At 66.1% G+C, this 18,067-nt stretch carries 19 protein-coding genes, 1 tRNA gene, 1 other RNA gene and 1 pseudogene; 13 read left to right on the top strand and 9 right to left on the bottom strand.

Features of this window, described 5'->3' with window-relative positions:
- The first annotated feature begins 289 nt into the window (after nucleotides 1-289).
- Nucleotides 290-478 (top strand): hypothetical protein, encoded by a 189-nt coding sequence (locus TX79_RS01235; protein WP_049925237.1) that lies wholly within the window; start codon nucleotides 290-292, stop codon nucleotides 476-478.
- A gap of 40 nt (nucleotides 479-518) precedes the next feature.
- On the opposite strand, the gene TX79_RS01230 is transcribed toward TX79_RS01235, so the two are convergent.
- The 3 genes from TX79_RS01230 to TX79_RS01220 form a co-directional block, all read right to left on the bottom strand.
- On the bottom strand, nucleotides 519-1,349 hold the full coding sequence (locus TX79_RS01230; RefSeq protein ID WP_049925236.1) for an SDR family NAD(P)-dependent oxidoreductase: 831 nt from the start codon (nucleotides 1,347-1,349) through the stop codon (nucleotides 519-521).
- A gap of 94 nt (nucleotides 1,350-1,443) precedes the next feature.
- Nucleotides 1,444-2,703 (bottom strand): magnesium transporter, encoded by a 1,260-nt coding sequence (locus TX79_RS01225; protein ID WP_049925234.1) that lies wholly within the window; start codon nucleotides 2,701-2,703, stop codon nucleotides 1,444-1,446.
- A gap of 173 nt (nucleotides 2,704-2,876) precedes the next feature.
- Nucleotides 2,877-2,951 (bottom strand) — tRNA-Arg (locus TX79_RS01220).
- 141 nt (nucleotides 2,952-3,092) lie between these two features.
- Here TX79_RS01220 and TX79_RS01215 point away from each other — a divergent pair.
- The 5 genes and pseudogenes from TX79_RS01215 to TX79_RS20060 form a co-directional block, all read left to right on the top strand.
- Complete coding sequence (locus tag TX79_RS01215) at nucleotides 3,093-3,275, top strand: DUF7511 domain-containing protein (RefSeq protein ID WP_049925233.1); 183 nt, start codon at nucleotides 3,093-3,095, stop codon at nucleotides 3,273-3,275.
- A 77-nt stretch (nucleotides 3,276-3,352) separates the two neighbouring features.
- Nucleotides 3,353-4,201, top strand: a complete 849-nt coding sequence (locus TX79_RS01210) for a geranylgeranylglycerol-phosphate geranylgeranyltransferase (RefSeq protein ID WP_049925231.1) — start codon at nucleotides 3,353-3,355, stop codon at nucleotides 4,199-4,201.
- A gap of 165 nt (nucleotides 4,202-4,366) precedes the next feature.
- Complete coding sequence (locus tag TX79_RS01205) at nucleotides 4,367-4,981, top strand: RAD55 family ATPase (RefSeq protein ID WP_049925230.1); 615 nt, start codon at nucleotides 4,367-4,369, stop codon at nucleotides 4,979-4,981.
- Nucleotides 4,982-5,035: 54 nt separating this feature from the next.
- Complete coding sequence (locus tag TX79_RS01200; RefSeq protein ID WP_049925229.1) at nucleotides 5,036-5,452, top strand: CoA-binding protein; 417 nt, start codon at nucleotides 5,036-5,038, stop codon at nucleotides 5,450-5,452.
- A 69-nt stretch (nucleotides 5,453-5,521) separates the two neighbouring features.
- Nucleotides 5,522-5,707, top strand: a pseudogene (locus tag TX79_RS20060) (hypothetical protein); the annotation flags it as partial.
- A 178-nt stretch (nucleotides 5,708-5,885) separates the two neighbouring features.
- Here the strand turns inward: TX79_RS20060 and TX79_RS01190 are convergent.
- Complete coding sequence (locus TX79_RS01190; protein ID WP_049925227.1) at nucleotides 5,886-6,866, bottom strand: PLP-dependent cysteine synthase family protein; 981 nt, start codon at nucleotides 6,864-6,866, stop codon at nucleotides 5,886-5,888.
- A gap of 207 nt (nucleotides 6,867-7,073) precedes the next feature.
- Nucleotides 7,074-7,424 (bottom strand): DUF5798 family protein, encoded by a 351-nt coding sequence (locus TX79_RS01185; protein ID WP_049925225.1) that lies wholly within the window; start codon nucleotides 7,422-7,424, stop codon nucleotides 7,074-7,076.
- Nucleotides 7,425-7,581: 157 nt separating this feature from the next.
- Between TX79_RS01185 and TX79_RS01180 the strand changes: the two genes are divergently transcribed.
- From TX79_RS01180 to TX79_RS01170, 3 genes are all read left to right on the top strand, one after another.
- Nucleotides 7,582-7,950, top strand: a complete 369-nt coding sequence (locus tag TX79_RS01180) for an Hsp20/alpha crystallin family protein (RefSeq protein WP_049925224.1) — start codon at nucleotides 7,582-7,584, stop codon at nucleotides 7,948-7,950.
- Between the two features lie 553 nt (nucleotides 7,951-8,503).
- Entirely contained in the window at nucleotides 8,504-10,153 is a 1,650-nt protein-coding gene (locus tag TX79_RS01175) for a potassium channel family protein (protein ID WP_230198521.1), read from the top strand.
- A gap of 65 nt (nucleotides 10,154-10,218) precedes the next feature.
- Complete coding sequence (locus TX79_RS01170) at nucleotides 10,219-10,917, top strand: DUF2270 domain-containing protein (protein ID WP_049925221.1); 699 nt, start codon at nucleotides 10,219-10,221, stop codon at nucleotides 10,915-10,917.
- 55 nt (nucleotides 10,918-10,972) lie between these two features.
- On the opposite strand, the gene nadE is transcribed toward TX79_RS01170, so the two are convergent.
- Complete coding sequence (gene nadE / locus TX79_RS01165; RefSeq protein WP_049925220.1) at nucleotides 10,973-11,827, bottom strand: NAD(+) synthase; 855 nt, start codon at nucleotides 11,825-11,827, stop codon at nucleotides 10,973-10,975.
- 430 nt (nucleotides 11,828-12,257) lie between these two features.
- Between nadE and ffs the strand changes: the two genes are divergently transcribed.
- Together ffs and TX79_RS01160 are read left to right on the top strand one after the other, a co-directional pair.
- Nucleotides 12,258-12,569, top strand: an RNA gene (gene ffs / locus TX79_RS18900) — signal recognition particle sRNA.
- Nucleotides 12,570-12,776: 207 nt separating this feature from the next.
- Nucleotides 12,777-13,556, top strand: a complete 780-nt coding sequence (locus tag TX79_RS01160; RefSeq protein WP_049925219.1) for a LolA family protein — start codon at nucleotides 12,777-12,779, stop codon at nucleotides 13,554-13,556.
- 40 nt (nucleotides 13,557-13,596) lie between these two features.
- Here the strand turns inward: TX79_RS01160 and TX79_RS01155 are convergent, their stop codons facing one another.
- The 3 genes from TX79_RS01155 to TX79_RS01145 form a co-directional block, all read right to left on the bottom strand.
- Nucleotides 13,597-14,505: a mechanosensitive ion channel family protein gene (locus TX79_RS01155; RefSeq protein WP_049925217.1), complete on the bottom strand. Its 909-nt coding sequence runs from the start codon at nucleotides 14,503-14,505 to the stop codon at nucleotides 13,597-13,599.
- Complete coding sequence (locus TX79_RS01150) at nucleotides 14,502-14,750, bottom strand: YhbY family RNA-binding protein (protein WP_049925216.1); 249 nt, start codon at nucleotides 14,748-14,750, stop codon at nucleotides 14,502-14,504. The genes TX79_RS01155 and TX79_RS01150 overlap by 4 nt, the downstream gene beginning before the upstream one ends.
- 78 nt (nucleotides 14,751-14,828) lie before the next feature.
- The gene (locus tag TX79_RS01145; RefSeq protein WP_049925214.1) at nucleotides 14,829-15,107 is read right to left on the bottom strand and encodes a ribonuclease P protein component 4; all 279 of its coding nucleotides are present in this window, start codon (nucleotides 15,105-15,107) and stop codon (nucleotides 14,829-14,831) included.
- A 354-nt stretch (nucleotides 15,108-15,461) separates the two neighbouring features.
- Here TX79_RS01145 and TX79_RS01140 point away from each other — a divergent pair, with 354 nt between their 5' ends.
- Nucleotides 15,462-17,219 (top strand): ABC transporter substrate-binding protein, encoded by a 1,758-nt coding sequence (locus tag TX79_RS01140; RefSeq protein WP_049925212.1) that lies wholly within the window; start codon nucleotides 15,462-15,464, stop codon nucleotides 17,217-17,219.
- Nucleotides 17,219-18,040 carry a phosphatase PAP2 family protein gene (locus TX79_RS01135; RefSeq protein WP_049925211.1) on the top strand — a complete coding sequence of 274 codons (822 nt, stop codon included), beginning with the start codon at nucleotides 17,219-17,221 and terminating at the stop codon, nucleotides 18,038-18,040. The genes TX79_RS01140 and TX79_RS01135 overlap by 1 nt, the downstream gene beginning before the upstream one ends.
- Nucleotides 18,041-18,067 lie beyond the last annotated feature (27 nt).

The following is an 18,067-nucleotide window of genomic DNA, read 5'->3' as shown; positions in this document are numbered from 1 at the left end:
AATCGTCCTGGTAGCGTAGCGGACGTCCGTTCGTTGCCGACCGGCGAACTCCGGACTCGAGCGAGTCGGTACCCAAACCGGTAGTTCTCGTCCGTCCGGGAGAGCGGAGGTAGAGCCGGAACGGCAAACTGTCGCGGAAGGTACCGGACACGGTCGGTCCGATCCAAACGCCAATCCCGTCGGAGATCGCCCACGAAAGGAGAGTTCCTCTCGATCGTCGGCTCGATCGATGCTCATGGGTGCATAGTGTGGTAGACGAATTATCCCGTCGCCCGTCACGGGTAGTGATATGGGAACTGAGTTACACGAATGGCTCCGGTGCCCGTTCTGCGAGAGCCCTGCCGTCGGTATCCTCACCTATCGGGAGACGGTCAGCCTCGAGTGTTACGAGTGCAGCCACGCCACCCTGTTCGAACTCGGCGAGGACGTCCCGTTTCGGGGCCTCGAGCGCGAAGAACTGGGGCCGAGCAGTCGGTAACGGATCCGGAGTACGCTCGAGAGGCGACCGTCCGGATCGCTCAGTCCGCCGCCTGCCCGCCGTCGACCGGGATCGTGTGGCCCGTCACGTAGGAGGCGTCGGACGAACAGAGGAAGGCCACGACGCCCGCCATCTCCTCGGGATCGGCGATCCGGTCCATCGGCACGTCCCGCATCGCCGACGTATCGAAGTCGGCCCGCCACTGTCGAAGCAGGAACCGGATCGCACTGACGACCCTTCTGATCGGGTCCAGTACCGACGCCCCGCCGGAGTCGCCGAGCATGCTGGACTGGATGTTCGTCTTCGTCGGCCCGGGTGCGATCGCGTTGACCCGAATCCCCGCGTCGGCGTACTCGAGCGCGACCGACTTCGTCAGCCCGACGACGCCGTGTTTGCTCGCCGAATAGCTCGAGAGTCCCGGCATGCCGACGAGACCGGACATCGACGCCGTATTGACGATCGCGCCGTGGCCCTGGCGTTTCATCACGGGGAGTTCGGCCTTCATGCACGCCCAGATACCCTTCATGTTGACGTCGACGATCCGGTCCCACTGCTCCTCCGCGATGCCGGTCGTCTCCACGAAGTCGGTGAGGATGCCGGCGTTGTTGTGGGCGACATCCAGCGAGCCGTAGGTGTCGACCGCGACCGAGACCATCCGCCGAACCGACTCGAGATCGGAGACGTCCACCTTCACGAAGGTCGCATTTCCGCCGGCGTTCTCGATCCGGGCAGCGGTCTCCCGGCCGTTCTCGACGTCGATATCGGCCACGACGACGTTGGCACCTTCCGCAGCGAACCGGTGGGCGGACGCCCGTCCGATTCCCGACCCGGCACCGGTGACGACCGCCGTCTTGCCAGCGAGTCCGTTCATGCCACGATGGCAGTGGGTCGACCCCTATGGTCTTTTGGCCACCTCGCGGGCAGAAACCGGTCGGTGTCGAATCGGCCACGGATCTCGAGGGGAGTTACAGCAGGATCGCCTCGGCCAACCCGAGGAAGACGAAAAAGCCCAGCACGTCCGTCGCCGTCGTGATGAAGATCGTCGCCGACGTGGCCGGATCGTATCCGATCCGCTCGAGGAGCAACGGCGTGATCGCGCCGAAAAAGCCCGCGATGACGAGATTGGCGACCATCGAGATGCCGATCACGGCGCCGAGCAGGACGCTGAACTCGGCGTAGGAGAACGCGATCGCGATCACGGCCACGAGCGCGCCGGTGATCAGCCCGTTGATCGCACCGGCGACGACCTCGTTGAAGATCACCCGCTTGCCGGTCTCGAGCGACACTTCGTCCAGCGAAATTCCGCGCACCGTGACGGCCATCGCCTGCGTGCCGGCGTTGCCACCCATCCCGGCCACGACCGGCATGTACGCCGCCAGGATGGCCACCGCGGCGATAGTCGACTCGAAGAGGCCGACGACCGCCGCGGCCAGAAACGCCGTTCCGAGGTTGAGAATCAACCACTTGTATCGCCGCCGCACCTTCGCCATCGGCCCGTCGAGGACGCTCTCCTCCTCGGCAACGCCCGTGAACTCGTAGAGCGTCTCGCCCTGTGCCTCCTCGAGGATCGCCAGCAGGTCCTCCGCGTGGATGACGCCGAGAATGTCGCCCTCCTCGTCGAGGACGGCGACCGCCCGTTCGCGGTTCTGCATGAACACCTCGACCACATCCTCGTCCTCGCGGTCGTACCGGACGCGTGGCGTCTCCTGGAGGTAGTCGTCGATCGTCTCCGTGTCGTGATCCGCCACCGCCAGCGAGGAGGCAGGGAGTTCACCCACGAGTTCGCCGTCGTCGGTGACGAAGATCGTCGGCACGCTCCCCGTACGCTCTTCGAACCGTCGAACCCGTTCGCTGACCTCCGAGAGGTCCCGCGTTCGCTCCACGGTGACGTACTCGAGGTTCATCAGCCCCGCCGCGCTCTCGGCGTCGAACGACAGGAGAAATTCGGTCTTCTCCCGGCGCTCTGCATCGAGCGTGGTGAGCAGCGACTCGCGCGTGTCTTCGTCGGCGAATCTGAGAACCTCGGTCACCTCGTCCGGATCGAGTCGCTGGATGAACTGCTCGAGTTCGGCTCGGCTCATGTCCGCGACCAGCGCGTTCTGGACCTCGTCCGGAAGCGAGAAGAAGACCCGACGCCGCTCGGTCCGCGGTACCTCCGTAAACCGGGCTGCGGGCTCGGGAGACATCGCGATCGTCTCCTGGACGTCCGCCACCTGCTGGGACATATCCAGGCCATATAGGTGGACCGTTAAATCAGGAATGGTGGAGGCTCGAGGAGCGAGGGAGTCGCCACACAAAGGACGCGGGCCAATATTAATTATCTGATACTATCCTGTGCTATGGCGGTATTTGGTTGGAATGTCGACGACTGTTGGATTCGAACCGTCTTGAAAAGTGATGGGCGCTGCAGGATTTGAACCCGCGACAACTTGGTCCGAAGCCAAGCACTCTGTCCAGACTGAGCTAAGCGCCCTCACGCGTTCATTTCCGTCGGCTCCGTATAAGTCACTCGATTTTCACCGCTCGAGCACCGCCCTTCCGGACCGCCTGGTTCCCACGACGTGGTAATAGCCGAACCGGTTCTTGTTGGGGAACGCCTACGTTCAGATATCCCATGACGCTCGACGAAGCCTCCGTGACGGACGACGCCCGGGCCAGTGTGGCACCGCTCGAGCTCCTCACCGACGACGAGGAGGTCTGGACGGCCGTCCCGGTCGACGCCGACGGTGACGAGCGCGTGACCAGGTGGATCTCGATCGACGGTGCGGACCTCTGTGATCTCGAGGAGTGGCGGTAGCGACTCGTACCCTTTTCCGCCGGTCCCAGTCGAACTGGATCGTACCGCTTAACAGAGCCGCCTGAACAGAGGAGGGTATGACAGCGGGCGCGACCCTCCGCGGGGTAGTCGAGTTGTTGCGACCGGTCAACGTGGTCGCCGCGAGCGCGCTCACGTTCATCGGGGCGTTCGTGGCTGGCGGCGTCGCCGCGGAATCGATCGCGGTGGCGGCGGCGGTCGTCGCGACGGGGCTCGCGGTGGGCGCTGGCAACGCGATCAACGACTACTTCGATCGGGAGATCGACCGGATCAACCAGCCCGACCGACCGATTCCGCGCGGGGCGGTGAGTCCGCGCGGTGCGCTCGCGGTGAGTATCGTCCTCTTCGCGATCGCGGTGGGTCTTACGCTCTTGCTCCCCCTGCCGGCGATCGTGATCGCGGGGGTCAACCTCGTCGCGCTCGTGACGTACACGCAGGTGTTCAAGGGCCTGCCGGGGTTGGGAAACGCCCTGGTCGCCTACCTGGTCGGGAGTACGTTCCTCTACGGTGCCGGCGCGGTCGGCGACGTGGCACCGGCAGTAGTCCTGGGGATCCTCGCGGCGGTCGCGACGCTGACTCGTGAGATCGTCAAGGACGTCGAGGACGTCGAGGGCGACCGTGAGGAGGGGTTGAACACGCTGCCGATCGCGATCGGTGAACGACGAGCGCTCTGGATCGCTGCGGCGCTGCTGGTCGCCGGCGTCGTCGCCAGCCCGGTACCGTACTTCCTGGGATACTTCGGCGTCGCGTATCTCGGCGTCGTCCTCCCGGCTAACGCCGTCATGCTCTACGCGGGATACGTGAGCTTCGCGGATCCAACGGCCGGCCAGCAACAACTGAAGTACGGGATGTTCCTCGCGGCGCTCGCGTTCGTCGTCGGTCGGACGTTCGAGTACGGGGGTCTCTAGGTGTCCGTACGAAGCGCACTCGACACTATTGGAAATCCCTCATGGTAATTGATAGCTGATCAAAAGTACTATATCCCGGATACCGCATACATACACCAGAACCGACGTGGTCAGTGGTATCAGCGGGAGCCGTCACGTGATTTCATATCGACACGAGTGCCCTACATGTATGACTTCGTAGACGACGTTCCGGTCGACGAGGTCGAGCCGGGAACGAACGTTCTCGTTGCCGGGCCACCGATGACTGGCAAGCGTGATCTCGCCGTCGACGTTCTCGTTCAGGGTGCACGGCGGGGCGACGGATCGATCGTCGTGACCACGAAAGACAGCGCCGACAAGATTCTCGATGAGTTCGACGACCGTACCGACAGTGCGGACGTCGGCATCGTCGACTGCGTCACGAAACAGCGCGGGATCGGAACGGGTGGCGACGACCCGCGCGTCAAGTACGCCTCGTCGCCGGTCGACATGACCGGAATCGGGATCAAGCTCTCCGAGTTCCTCCAGGAGTTCTACGAAACCCGAGGGGTGACGAACAACCGCGTCCTGTTGCACTCCATCTCGACGTTGCTGATGTACTCCGACCTCCGGACCGTCTTCCGGTTCCTGCACGTATTCACCGGCCGCATCCAGAGCGCCGACGCGCTGGGCATCTACGTCATCGACTCGACGGCCCACGACGACCAGACGATGAACACGCTCAAACAGTTGTTCGACGGCGTCTTGACCATCGAGGAGACCGACGGCGACGGTCCACGGATCCGGAGTGCCGGTCTCTGACGCGTGCCAGCCGTCGGGCCACGATATTTACAGCCAGCGAGCGTAGGCTCGGCTATGGCACCCGACTCCGATACAGAACCCGACATCGAGGAGATCCTCGAGTACGACACCGTCGCCGTCGTCGGTTGCTCGAGCACGCCGGGGAAGGCGGCCCACGACGTGCCGGCGTATCTCCAGGACCACGGCTACGACGTGATCCCGGTCAACCCGTACGCCGACGAGGTGCTCGGCCGGGAGGCGGTCGACTCCCTCTCGGACGTCGAAGCCGAGATCGACGTCGTCTGTATCTTCCGGCCCAGCGAGGAGGTCGCGGAAATCGTCGACGAGGCCCTCGAGCGGGACGACGTTGCGGTGGTCTGGACCCAGCAGGGGATTCGCGACGACGAGGCGGCGGCCCGGGCGGAGGCGGATGGGCGTGCGGTGGTCCAGGATCGGTGTATGAAGGTCGAACACCGGCGTCGCGTCGCGTAGGGCGGCGCTTGCACGACGGTACCACCGACAAAGACTTACCCGCAAGCGCTGTACTCGCAATCAGAACTCATGTGTGACCGGTTCGGGGACTGTTCGAACGACGGGACCTGCCAGCTTGTGCTGAAGAACCGGACGACGGGGATGGAGGTGGTCGAGTACCACTGCAAGGCCCACCTCGTCCTGCGAGTCTGGGAGGTCGAACGCGACGACACGTTCGAAGTCCTCGACGCGCGCACGCTCGAGGCAGGTACGACGGAGGATCCCCCGGCCGAACGCGACCACGCGTTCGGCCCCGCCGAGGAGTTCGATCCCGGCCCGACGCTACCCGGCGCGGACGGGCCGTCGGTGGACGCGATCGAACCCGACGAGTAACGGGCGACCCCGAATCGTAATCGGGCACCCAGTCGTCTCCTCGAACCCGTTTTAGCTCGGATCAGGACGTCCACTCCTCGAAGGAGCCGTAGATTCCCTTCGAGAGGTATCGCTCGCTCGAGTCGGGGAAGATCGTGACGACCGTGTCGTGCGGGACCGCGAGGTCGCCGGAGGCGATTTCGTTCGCGACGCGTTTGGCCGCGACGCTCGCTGCACCGGCGCTCGAGGCGACCAGGTGGCCTTCCTCGCGGGCGAGCCGTTTCAGTTCGTCGTGGGCGTCCTCGTCGGCGATCGGGTAGACGGCGTCGACGAGTTCGGGATCGAAGAGTTCGTTCGTCTCGGGGTCGTGGGTGCCGATCCCCTCGATCTTGTACTCGTTTTCCTCACGGTCCTCGCCGATGACTTCGCCGTAGAGCGAGCCCTCGGGCTCGACGGCCCCGACGTAGGTGTCGGAATCCTGCTCGAGCGCGTAGCGGGCCAGTCCCATGAGCGTGCCGGCAGTGCCACAGCCAGCGACGACGGCCCCGACCTCGCCGTCGAGCGCCTCGTATATCTCGGGTGCGGTGGTCGCGTAGTGAGCTTCGACGTTCAACGGGTTCGAGAACTGTTGAGGGACGACGGCGTCGTCGAGTTCGGCGGCGAGTTCGTGGGCGCGCTCGATCGCGCCGCCCATCCCGTCTTCGGTCGGCGTGTTGACGATCTCGGCCCCCAGCGCGGCCATCAACTGCTGTTTCTCGACGCTGAACCGCTCGGGGACGACGAAGATCGCGTCCAGCCCGAGTTGCTGGGCCGCGATGGCGAAGCCGATACCAGTGTTCCCCGCGGTCGGTTCGATGACGGTCCCGCCTGGGGAAACGTCGCCGCGCTCGAGCATTCGCTCGAGCATGTACTGGCCGATTCGATCCTTCACGCTCGCGCCGGGATTGAACGATTCGAGTTTCGCGTAGATCCGCACGCCCTCGGGGGCGTCCTGGACGCGGACGAGCGGCGTTCGACCGATCGTCTCGAGTACCGAATCCACCGGTCGCTCGTGGGTCGTCATCGTGTTGGCAAATGTTGCCTCGGCTGTTAGGTGTTGTCGTTTTCCCGCGAGAGTCGGGAGCGTGTAGAACCGTTATACGTAGCGGTGTCCGTCTCCCAACCGGTCGGCGGGTACCGTCGACGATCACCGAGCGAGGGAGAGCCGTAAAGCGGACGGACCGTCCTGCGGCCGGAGGCCAGAACCGGGCCGAGAAGGCCGACACCGCCGTTATTCGGCCGCCGCGTCGCCGGCGTCGTCGCCGGATTCCTCGGTCTCTTCGGCGTCCTCGGCCGCGTCGACGTCGTCGATCGGCGCGCTTCCGTCATCCTCGTCGACGTCGTCGATGGCGGCCTCGGCGAGGATCTGTTCGCCGTCGATGTCGTGTTCCTCGGCGATGGCGAGCAACAGCGCGCGCTGTTCGGTCAACTGATGGTCAAGTCGATCGACGGTATCGTGGGTTTCGTCGACCTCCTCCTCGAGGTTGATGATTCGCTGCTGGAGTTGCTGTACCTGTTTGTACATCGCCTCGGCGCGATCCGAGAGGCCCTGTAGCTTCTTTGCGGTGCTGCCAAGTCCCATGTATCGAGGATGTGTCGGCCGGCTAATGGGCCTTTTCCTCTCTCCCATGCGGTTCGTTCCGGGCTGGTACTGTCTGACATGTGGTTGCCAACCACGTACTTCGATGAATTTATTACGAACCGCAGTCAATCATCTACTGAACTCGAGGTGATCAGCCATGGTGCTGCGAACGCCCACGCCCAGCACCTGGATGCAGAGCCTCGACGTGCCGTCCCGGCTGTTCGGCGACGTCGGGGGCGACGACTACGAACTGTACGAGGAGGACGACGAGTTCGTCCTCACGATCGACGTGCCGGGCTTCGAGACCGACGAGATCGATCTGGCCTGGGACGACGGCGTGCTCAACGTCGCCGCCGAGCACGTCGACGAAGACCGTAGCCGGAAGAAAACCTACCACCGCCGGTTCCGCTTCCCCAAGACGATCGACGACGAGGCAATCACCGCCGAGTACACCAACGGCGTCCTCGAGGTCCGGCTGCCGACCGCCGGCACCGACGTCCAGGGCCGCGAGATCCCGCTCGAGTAACCTCGGCGGTCGCGGCCCGACCGCCTCCGCGTCGCCGGTTCGCCGACCCGGCAGACCCTGATCGGTGTACCGGCCCCCGGGCACCGTAGCGCCCGGCGAACCGCCCGTTCGTCGGCGCGTGTGGTCCCGCGAGGACTCCGGGTCGGCCCGTCCCGCCGTTTTCGCGCGTCGACGTACCCCGATAGCCACTGCCATCGACTGTCGACCGTACTCGAGTCCGAACGATGCAACTCCACGTCCGACCGCTCAAGGGACGTGACGCCGGCAGCGCCCTCGCCGCGACCGATCGGGAGACGATGGAGATCTCGGCGTCTCGACCGGGGCGTTCGACGCCGGTCCCTCGGCGGGCGAGTTCGACGAGGGCTTCGAAACCGGCGATACCGAGGCCAAAGCGGAGTGAGGGCCGCTCCGTCTCGCGAACGGCCAGTGACGAACCAGCCGATCCCGGCCCGCGCCTTGCACTGGCCCCACCAAGAACGATAGTCGGCTCCCCTGTAGCGGCCCGGTAGGGAATGGTCGACGACGAATTCCGTCCGGCCATCCTCCGGGGCGGATGAGTGTGGTTCGACTCGGCTATCGGCTCGCGGCCTATCTCGGTTCGCTGGTCCTGCTGACTGGCCTCTACGCGTCGCTGTACTCCTGGGGGATGGCGACCCTCGAAGGCGATCCACGGCCGTGGTACCAGTCGTTCGAAGTAGTGGTCCAGTCGATGACGACGACGGGGTACGGCCAGGACGCTCCCTGGGAGACGCTCGAGATGACGGCACTGATGGTGGCGATCCAACTGACGGGCATCGCGTACATCTTCGTGGCAGTACCCCTGTTCGTCGTCCCGTGGCTCGATCGCATCGTCCAGGCGACGCCGCCGGCCGACGTCGCCGAACTCGCGGGTCACGTCGTCATCGTCGGCTACACGCCGCTCTGTAAGTCGCTCGTGGACGAACTCGAGTCCGCCGGTACCGAGTACGTCGTCCTCGAACCCGACGAGGAGCGCGCCCAGTCGCTCCACGAGGACGGACTCGTCGTCCTTCACGGCGATCCCGCCGCGGACGCGACGCTCGAGAACGCACAGGTGGGCGAGGCGCTCGCGGTCGTCGTCGACGCCTCGGAAGGCGAACACATCAGTGCGGTCATCGAACTGGCTGCGCGGACGGACGGACCGCGGGTACTGACGCTCGTCGCCGATCCCTCGCGTGCGCGCTACCTCCGCTACGCCGGGGCCGACGAGGTGATCTCGCCGAAACACCGTCTCGGCAAGGCGCTGGGAGACAAGGTCCGCCCGGTCGTCGACACGGACCTCGAGGGAGCGATCGATCTCGACGGGGAGCTGCAACTGCGCGAGTTTCCGATCGAGCCGGACAGCCCGTTACACGACCGCGACCTCTCGGCCGCGACGCGCGTCGAGGCGGACGGGGCGACGGTCCTCGGGGCCTGGGTTCGCGGGGACTTCCTCCGCTCGCTGCCGGGGGAGGTCCACGTCGACGACAACACGACCCTGCTCGTGGCCGGCACCGACGGCGACTTCGGACCGGTCGTCGAGGCGACCGACTCCGAGGGATCGCCGTATCGGCCGCTCCAGGAGCCGGTCGTGGTCGTCGGCACCGGTACCGTCGGCTCGTCGGCTGCTGGCGATCTCGAGCGCGCCGGCATCGAACGGACCGTCCTCGACCGCGAGAACGGCGAGTTGGTCGACGCCGTCGGCGACGTGACCACCGAGGAGGGACTGGCCGCCGCGGACGTCGGTGCCGCCGGCACCGTGATTCTCGCGCTGGACGACGACGAGACGGCGCTGCTGGCGACGCTCGTCGCCCGCGAACTCAACCCCGACCTCGAGATCTTCGCGGCTGCGGACGTGGCGGCGAACGTCCACCGACTGCGAGACGCCGGTGCCGACTACTCGCTCGGCCTGCCGAACGTCGCCGGTCGGATGCTCGCGTTGCGCATCTTCGAGCGGGAGGCGATGACGTTCGGCGATCGCATCGAACTCCGTCTCGTCGACGTGCCGAACTCGGCCGGCAAGCAACTCGATAGCGCGGCGATCCGGGCCCTGACCGGCTGTTCCGTCGTCGCGCTCGAGCGCGACGGCGAGCTGGAGACGGCTGTCGGTGGGCGGGAGCTGTCCCCGGGGGATCGGCTGCTCGTGGCCGGGACCGAGGACGAACTCGAGGGCTTCCACGCGGCGTTCGACTCGAGGCCGGCGTGAGCTACGCCGCGGCCAGCAGTCCCCGGTGAAAGCGTGTAGTCCCGGCCCGGCGTAGGATCGACCCGATGAGCGACCGCGACCACGAGTTCGACCCCGAGGAACCCGCCCAGAAGGAGGTCGGTCGCGAGATGGTCGATCAGAGCACCGGCCTCGGATCCGTCGCGGCGCACCTCTACCGGGGCGAGATGGAACGGACGGTCGGGTGGCGCGACCGGCTCGATACGACGACGAACTGGGCGGTGACGGTCATGTCGGCGATCGTCGCCTACGCGTTTTCGGGCGAGGTCTCCCACGCCGTGATCCTGGCGGGGATCATGATGGGGACCGTGTTCCTGTTCATCGAGGCCCGGCGATTCCGCGATTACGACATCTGGCGGTCCCGGGTCCGGGTGCTCCAGGAGAACCTCTTCGCCAACGCGCTCGATCCGTCCCAGGGCGTCGAACACGACGCCTGGCGTGCGACGCTGAGCGAGGACTACCGCGATCCGACACCGAAGATTAGCTACCGCGGTGCGTTCAGCCACCGCCTTCGCCGGGTCTATCTCCCCTTGCTCGGCGCGACAGGAGTCGCGTGGCTCTTTCACCTCTGGGCGTTCTCCCCGGACGAGCCGTTTCCCGCCAGCGCCGGGCTTCCGGGGATCGACGGCTCGTTCGTCGCCGCCGTCGTCGGACTCTACTACCTCGTGTTGGCCGCGTTCGCGATCCCACTCTCGTCGAAAGAACGCGGCGAAAGCGGCGCGGCCGATCACGGGAACATCGAGTGAGCGACGGCGGCCGGTCGGGGCCGGATCGCGACTCGAGAGAGCCCTTCCTACCGGCTCATCGGGCGCTGCCGATGGGCGTCGGCGGGAGACGACGTTTGTGGTCGGTTCGATCGCACCACTCGCGGAGTCGATCGACGATCGTCGGGTCGACGTCGATTCGCTCGGCGACGGCGTCCTTCCCCAGACCCTCGTCGACGTGCAACCGAAGGATAGCGTCGACCTCCTCCGGGGAAATCTCGAGCGTCGCTGCCGGCGACTCCCCGGGGTGAAGCGGCGATCCAGACGTCTCGACGGTCAGCTCCTCGGGAACCCCGACGGCTCGAGCGAGGGACTCCACTTCCGTTCGGTAGAGGTCGCCGAACAGCAGACAGTCCGCCGCCGTCTCGCCGTGTTTCGTCGCGGCCCCCAGCAGGTACTGCGTCCGGTTGATCGGGCCGACGACCAGCGCGTTCGTCGTGTTCGCGACGTAGTACGCACAGGCCATCCGGAGCCGCGAGAGGGCGTTGGTCCCGGCGACGAGGTCGTCCGACGGCCCGGCCGACTGGCCGACCGTCTCCTTGAACGCCGCCAGCAGCGGCTGGAGGTGCAGTTTCAAGGCGTCGACGCCGAGCGAGGAGGCGACGGCTTCGGCCTGTCGCGTGACGGCCTCGTGGCTCATAAACGCCGGCATGACCAGCCCCGTCACGTCGTCGGCACCGACGGCGTCGACCGCGAACGACGCGGCCAGCGCCGTCTCGACGCCCCCGTCCAGGCCGACGACGAGGCCGTCGGCGTCCGCGTCGGCGACCAGCCGCTCGAGAAACCGGGGGAAGGCCGCCTCGAGCCGGGTGGCCGCCTCGTCGGTCGTCGCGAGTCCGCGGTCGTTCCGGGGGACGTCCGTCTGGAGTGTACCCGAGTCCGCAGCCGTCATCGGTTCACCGGCTCGACCCGCCCTGGAACGGCCATCGAGTGACCGACCGACGGGATCGTTCGACCCTCGTCACGTTCGCGAATCGATAGTGGACGTCCGAGACCAAAACTCGCAATTACGTCTTCCATCGTACACCATATCCATCGACAAGTGGACGATATAATGCTTTCTCCCGAGTTGGTTATTCGATTATAGACTCTAGAGAGATGTTCAAGGAATATATATCGCTGGTTCACCGGGACCGTTCGGGGCGGGAGGCTCTCGTAGGTAGTCTCGCCGGAGACGACGAGACTGAGATGCCGTCCTAGTCTCACCCGAGACTGCGATGGTGAGACTGAGACGGCAAGTTACGGGCTGGCCCGCCGACCGACCCCCACGATGTCCGGCGGTTCGAGAGGCGAAAAGTCCTTAAGTATACGCCCGCTACCAGGAGATGGATAGGTCGGGCAGTTAGGCCCTGCTCGGTACCCGCACTATGGCCTTTAGCGGGGACCGAACACCGCGGGCGTCCGGTCAGACCGGCCGGGGCCCCGGGAGCCAACGTGGAAGCCTCGTCCGTCGGGGACAGCGGTCCACGGTGGCCGTCCGCAGGGACGTCCCATCGTGGTTAGCCGGCGACAGCCCATCAGGCGCGGAAGCGAGCAGTGGACCGCCGGACACCTGTCGCTCGACGGGTCGCGGGGTGGAGAAGGCAACCGGGATTCCCCCGGCCGGAACGCCGGGCAATCGCGGCCTCCACATTCATATTTCATTCCGCCGCCGCTTCCGCCCCGTAGCGTCGACGCTACGAACCGTAAACACCGTCCTGAGATCCCGATCGATCGTCGGTACCTGTGGGTTACGCGCTCGAGTCGGTCGGCATTGAAAGTGACGTACCGCTAGTATTTCAGCGATCACCGCCGATCAGCACATGAAAAAGCTTAGGATCGTTCTGGTCGGGGTACCCGCTATGCCGTCTCGCCGACTCGCGGTGCTTCTGGGCGTGGTCGTACTGGTCGGTCTCGCCGGGTGCGTCGCCCTGTCGCCCTCGAGCGACGATCCCGACCCGGAAGCACTGTTCGAGAGCACGTTCGTCTACAGTGACGACCTGGAGGACGTCACGGGCGAGCAAACGATCGAGATCACCGGCGGTTCCGAGACGATCTCGGAGACTCTCCGAATCTACGAACGCCCGTACGTGTACGACCGGGAGGAGGTACTCGAGACGACCGACCCCGAACGGGAAGGGCACGTCTTCGTCTCGGACCCGTCCGGCGCGTGGTGGTACTACCCCGAACGGTCGCTTGTAGAGCGCCACGAGGCGTCCGAACCGTTCGACGACGACGCCGTGCGCTCGGACCGCGCCGAGATGGCCGAGTGGAAACGCGACTGGTACGATCTGGAGTACCAGGGCACCGAGGAAGTCGCCGGACGCGAGGCCCACGTCCTCGGCGTCGACCTGCGATCGGAAGCGGTCAAACAGGGCGTCTCCGTCCTGCTCGGCGACACCGAGTACGTCTACGCGCTCGAGACGGTCGAAGCACCCGATGAGATAGACGTCGTCGAGCAGACGATCTGGATCGACGCCGAGTACGACTACCCGCTACAGGAGCGCCAGGTGTTCGAGTTCGGGGACGGCGAGCGGTACGAGATGGTCGAGCGGTTCGAGACGGTCTCGTTCAACGGGGACCTCGACGACGAGTTGTTCGAGTTCGAGCCGCCGGAGAACGTGACGGTCGAGTCGCGCTAACCGGAAGCGACGGCGAAAGTTCTCCTGCAGGAGCCGCCCGTCACTCGGCCGGCTGCCCCACCTGTCGTCTCCCGCCGAGCGTGAGACCGCCCTCGAGCGTGCGGACCGGATACGGGATGTCGATGCCCTCCTCGTCGAACCGTTGCTTGACGGCGGTGACGTACTCGCCTTTGATCCGGACGAAGTCGGCCCGCGAGGGTTCGGCGATCCAGAACCGGGCCTGGAGGCCGACGTCGGAGTCGCCGAGTTCCGTCAGCCGAACCGACGGCGCAGGGTCGTCGAGGATGTCGGGATGGCGTTCGGCTTCGTCGACGATGATCTCGCTCGCCCGTTCGATGTCGTCGTCGTAGCCGATGCCGAAGACGAACTTCAATCGAAGCTTCTCGCCGTCGACGGGGTTTTTGACGACGCTGTCGGTCAACTCCGAGTTCGGGACCGTCAGCAGTTCGTTGTCGAACGTCCGAACCCGGGTCACCCGGAGGCTGATGTCCTCGACGACGCCCGAGTGGTCGTCCCACTCGATCCAGTCGCCGATCTTGAACGGCTTGTCGGTGTAGATGAAGACGCCGGAGACGAAGTTCGAGATGACGTTCTGTGCGGCGAGCCCGACCGCGAGTGCGCCCGCGGCGGCGATGCCGGCCATCGAGACGAGGAAGTTGCCGAACCCGGCGAAGCCGAACGCGACGCCGACGGCCACGAAGACGACCGCGAACCGCGTCACCATCAGCAGCGGGTTCTGGGCGTGGCGATCCAGCCCCCGCCGATCCATCGCTCGCCGGACCAGCGGCACGACGACCAGCCGGCCGACGGCGAAGACGGCGACGAACGCGACGACGAACAGGATCACCCCCTCGAGACTGCCCGCGACGGATTCCAGTCCTGCCTCCTCGAGGGTGCGACCGATCGGTCCGAGGTCGTCACCCCGGGGGGCGACTGGCTCCGCCGTCATCGATAGAAGACTGCGGTGTGTCCGCGGGTGTCGACGACGTCGGCGTCGACCCGGTCGGCGAGCGTCGCGGCCAGTTCCTCCGTCGACCCGTCGCTGCGGGCGGCCCGAAGGAACTTCGTCTTGACGAGGTCCTCGTTCGATAGCTGGTCGTCCAGTTCGTCGACGACGGCCTCGATACCGCTTTTCCCGACCCAGACGGTCACGTCGAGGTCGTGTGCACGCCGTTGGAGTTCCTCTCGATCCATATTCCGCCATTACGGCCCCGTCCGTTTGAATCTTCGCGAACCGGGACGAGACGCCTCGAGTGACGGCCGCGGCCAGTGTCAGTCCTCGTAGGGATATCGATCGTGTTCGCCACAGGCGCAGGTGACGACGACGTGGCCGTCCCGAAGTCTGACGCGTGCGTTGTCCCCCGGCCGTAGGTAAGCATCACAGCGGTCGCAGGTGAACCGCGTGAACGATCGCGGCAAGGAGAGGCGATTACGCTCCGCGATGCGGCGTGCGAGGCGCACGTAGTACTTCGCGCGGTCCTCGTCGCCGGCTTCCGTCGCCGACCGAGCCAGCTCCTCGAGCCGTTCGATCCGTTCGGCGGCGACGCTCATACCGGGTCGTAGTCGGCGGCCACCCATTGATGTTTCGTCCTCGCGGGTCCAGGGGACGGACGTCCGAGGCCATGGACCGGGTCAGACGGGCCACGAATCGCGTCAGACGGTTACTGTCCGTCGGTTCCGGCGTACCCGCGACAGAGGCGAGTATAGCGGGTACGTCGGTACAGCAATCCGTATCAGGCCCCGGCTAACAGCCCTTGCTGTGGCTGAACTGTCTCGCGACGGATACGGGCCGACCTCCGGAACGGAGCTACAGACAGGGAGCGCGACGGGCCGAAATACGGGTTCGGCGCGAGGTAGCAACGCAATACTGTTATATCCCAGTCGGCGAACGCACAGTTGGACTCGATGACAGGCATCGCCTCGAGTGACCGGGCAGGGGCTGACGGCGTCAGTCGGCGTCGCCTGCTCGCCGCGACGGGACTGACGACGGCGACCGCCGGCTGCGTTCGCCAGCTCCGCAGTGCGGTCAACCGTGACGACGTCGACCAGTTGTCGCTCTCGATCACGACGTACACCGCCGACGGCGACCGCGAGAGCATCCAGCTCGCGCGAGCGATCGGTGAAGCCCTCGAGGCGGTCGGAATCGACGTCACGATCGACATGCGGTCCCAGGACGAGGTGCTTCGGGCGGTACTCGTCAACCACGACTTCGACGTCTACGTCGGGCCGCATCCGGGCGGCGTCGATCCGGACTTCCTCTACGGGGCGTTGCACTCCCGATTCGCCGAAGAAGCCGGCTGGCAGAACCCGTACGGGTATACGAACCTGGTCGTCGACGACCTGCTCGAGGCCCAGCGCCAGGCCGCGGGCGACGAACGTGCCGACGCCGTCGCGGAGATGCTCGAGGCGTTCGCGACCGAGCTTCCGTTCCTGCCGATCTGCGTGCGCGAGGAACACCGCCTCGTGCGAACGGATCGGTTCGATGGCTGGGGGCAAGCGAATACGGGGACCCGACTCGGCTACCTCGGTCTCGAAGCCAGCGGGGACGACCTGACCCTCGAGGCCGCCCACACCGATCCCCGCGTCTCGATGAACCTGAACCCGCTGTCCGTGGAGTACCGGAACGAGGGAACGTTCACGGACCTGCTCTACGATTCGCTCGCGACGGTCGACGGGGACGAGGTCCGGCCGTGGCTGGCGGCCGACTGGGAGTTCGACGACGGCACGTTGACGGTCGACCTCCGCGAGGACTGCTGGTTCCACGACGGCGAAGCGGTCACCGCCGACGACGTAGCCTTCACCTATCGATTCCTGCGCGATACGACGCGAGGGGAGCGACGGTTTCCAGCGCCAGCGCCGCGGTTCCGGGGACGCGTCTCGCTCGTCGAGAGCGTGGACCCAGCCGACGAGCACCGCGTCGAACTCTCCGTCGACGCCGGCGCGGACGCGGCCGCGCGGGCGCTGCTGGTGCCTGTGCTACCGGCCCATATCTGGGAGCATCGGTCGTCGCCACCGTCCGTCCCCGGCGTCGACGTCGCCGAAGGGACGACGGAGGCGCTGACGACGGACAACGTCCCACCTGTCGGCAGCGGCCCCTACGAGTTCGCCGACCGATCCGAGCGCGAACACGTCACTCTCGAGCGGGTCGACGACCACTTCACGCGACGCGACCCGGACCTCCCGTCGCCGACGGCCGGCCGGATCCGGATCCAGATCGATCCCCGGAGTACCTCCGCGATCGAACTCGTCGAGAGCGGCGACTCCGATCTCACCAGTCTCCCCCTCGAGAGCTACGTCGTCGACGACGTGATCGAGGGGACTGTCACCGCCGTCGACGTACTCACCTCCTCGTCCCGCGGGTTCTACCACGTGGGGTTCAACACCCGCAAGACGCCGTACTCCAACCCGAACTTCCGCCGGGTCGTCGCCCGCCTGATCGACGAGGCATGGCTGGTCGAGGACGTCTTCCACGGGCACGCACGGGCGACCGCGATGCCGGTCGCCGAGGAGTGGACGCCGGCGGACCTGACCTGGGACGACGGGAATCCGGTGGCTCCCTTCCTGGGAACCGACGGCGAACTCGACGCCGACGCGGCGCGAAGCGCGTTCGAATCGATCGGCTTCCGGTACGCCGACGACGGCACGCTCCGGGTGGTCCGCTGATGCTGGTCGGCGTCGTGGTCCAACTGACCGTCGTCGTGGCCGTCCTGACGGTGCTCGGAATCGGCCTCTTCGTCGGCCGTTACCGACTCCGGGATACGTACCGCGAGTGGCGGTCGCGGATCCGGGCGGCGACACCGGCCGCCGTCGTCCTCGTTCTCGTGCTCCTGTTCAACAACGTCGCGAGACAGATCGTCCCGGACGTCTCGTGGATGATCGGCTGGCAGTTCACGTGGGGGATCTACGACCTCGAGGGCGAGTTCATCCTCTGGTTGCAGTCGTTCGCGACGCCGTGGGTGACGGCCTACTTCTCCTTTATGTACATCTACGGTTACGTCTTCCTGCTGTTCTTCCCGGCCGTCGCCTACTTCGCGCTGTCGAACACGCGCCCGCTGCGGGAACTCCTGACGGCGTACACGCTGAACTACACGCTGGGGCTTGTGCTCTATACCTTCGTCATCGCCTTCGGGCCGCGGAACATGATGCCCGAACTCGTCGAGGCGTTGCTGTACGATACCTACCCCCAGTACCAGCACCTGACCCGGCAGGTCAACCGGAACACGAACGTCTTCCCCTCGCTGCACGCCTCGCTCGCCGCGACGGTCGCGTTCCTGGCGTACCGGACCCGGGACGTCTACCCGAAGTGGGCCGCCGTCGCCGCGTTCGTCGCGGTCTCCGTCGCGGTGTCGACCATGTACCTCGGAATCCACTGGGCCATCGACGTCGTCGCCGGCGTCGGCCTCGCCTACCTCAGCGTCGCCGTGGCCCACCACCTCGTCGGTCGGTGGTCGCTTTCGGCGGCGCTCGAGCGTCTGCGTTCCTAGCGGAGTCCCCCGCAGGACCACCGTCGG

Origin of the sequence: Halopiger goleimassiliensis (genome assembly GCF_000455345.1) — an archaeon.
Lineage (GTDB): Archaea > Halobacteriota > Halobacteria > Halobacteriales > Natrialbaceae > Halopiger_A > Halopiger_A goleimassiliensis.
Note: the sequence above shows the minus strand (reverse complement) of the source record. Positions and strands in the feature narration are given on the sequence as shown.

Excerpts from the sequence above, each read along its gene's own strand:
- TX79_RS01235 (WP_049925237.1), top strand. The coding sequence starts at position 290 with ATGGGAACTGAGTTACACGAATGGCTCCGGTGCCCGTTCTGCGAGAGC.
- TX79_RS01230 (WP_049925236.1), bottom strand. The coding sequence starts at position 1,349 with ATGAACGGACTCGCTGGCAAGACGGCGGTCGTCACCGGTGCCGGGTCG.
- TX79_RS01225 (WP_049925234.1), bottom strand. The coding sequence starts at position 2,703 with ATGTCCCAGCAGGTGGCGGACGTCCAGGAGACGATCGCGATGTCTCCC.
- TX79_RS01215 (WP_049925233.1), top strand. The coding sequence starts at position 3,093 with ATGACGCTCGACGAAGCCTCCGTGACGGACGACGCCCGGGCCAGTGTG.
- TX79_RS01210 (WP_049925231.1), top strand. The coding sequence starts at position 3,353 with ATGACAGCGGGCGCGACCCTCCGCGGGGTAGTCGAGTTGTTGCGACCG.
- TX79_RS01205 (WP_049925230.1), top strand. The coding sequence starts at position 4,367 with ATGTATGACTTCGTAGACGACGTTCCGGTCGACGAGGTCGAGCCGGGA.
- TX79_RS01200 (WP_049925229.1), top strand. The coding sequence starts at position 5,036 with ATGGCACCCGACTCCGATACAGAACCCGACATCGAGGAGATCCTCGAG.
- TX79_RS01190 (WP_049925227.1), bottom strand. The coding sequence starts at position 6,866 with ATGACGACCCACGAGCGACCGGTGGATTCGGTACTCGAGACGATCGGT.
- TX79_RS01185 (WP_049925225.1), bottom strand. The coding sequence starts at position 7,424 with ATGGGACTTGGCAGCACCGCAAAGAAGCTACAGGGCCTCTCGGATCGC.
- TX79_RS01180 (WP_049925224.1), top strand. The coding sequence starts at position 7,582 with ATGGTGCTGCGAACGCCCACGCCCAGCACCTGGATGCAGAGCCTCGAC.
- TX79_RS01175 (WP_230198521.1), top strand. The coding sequence starts at position 8,504 with ATGAGTGTGGTTCGACTCGGCTATCGGCTCGCGGCCTATCTCGGTTCG.
- TX79_RS01170 (WP_049925221.1), top strand. The coding sequence starts at position 10,219 with ATGAGCGACCGCGACCACGAGTTCGACCCCGAGGAACCCGCCCAGAAG.
- nadE (WP_049925220.1), bottom strand. The coding sequence starts at position 11,827 with ATGACGGCTGCGGACTCGGGTACACTCCAGACGGACGTCCCCCGGAAC.
- TX79_RS01160 (WP_049925219.1), top strand. The coding sequence starts at position 12,777 with ATGCCGTCTCGCCGACTCGCGGTGCTTCTGGGCGTGGTCGTACTGGTC.
- TX79_RS01155 (WP_049925217.1), bottom strand. The coding sequence starts at position 14,505 with ATGACGGCGGAGCCAGTCGCCCCCCGGGGTGACGACCTCGGACCGATC.
- TX79_RS01150 (WP_049925216.1), bottom strand. The coding sequence starts at position 14,750 with ATGGATCGAGAGGAACTCCAACGGCGTGCACACGACCTCGACGTGACC.
- TX79_RS01145 (WP_049925214.1), bottom strand. The coding sequence starts at position 15,107 with ATGAGCGTCGCCGCCGAACGGATCGAACGGCTCGAGGAGCTGGCTCGG.
- TX79_RS01140 (WP_049925212.1), top strand. The coding sequence starts at position 15,462 with ATGACAGGCATCGCCTCGAGTGACCGGGCAGGGGCTGACGGCGTCAGT.
- TX79_RS01135 (WP_049925211.1), top strand. The coding sequence starts at position 17,219 with ATGCTGGTCGGCGTCGTGGTCCAACTGACCGTCGTCGTGGCCGTCCTG.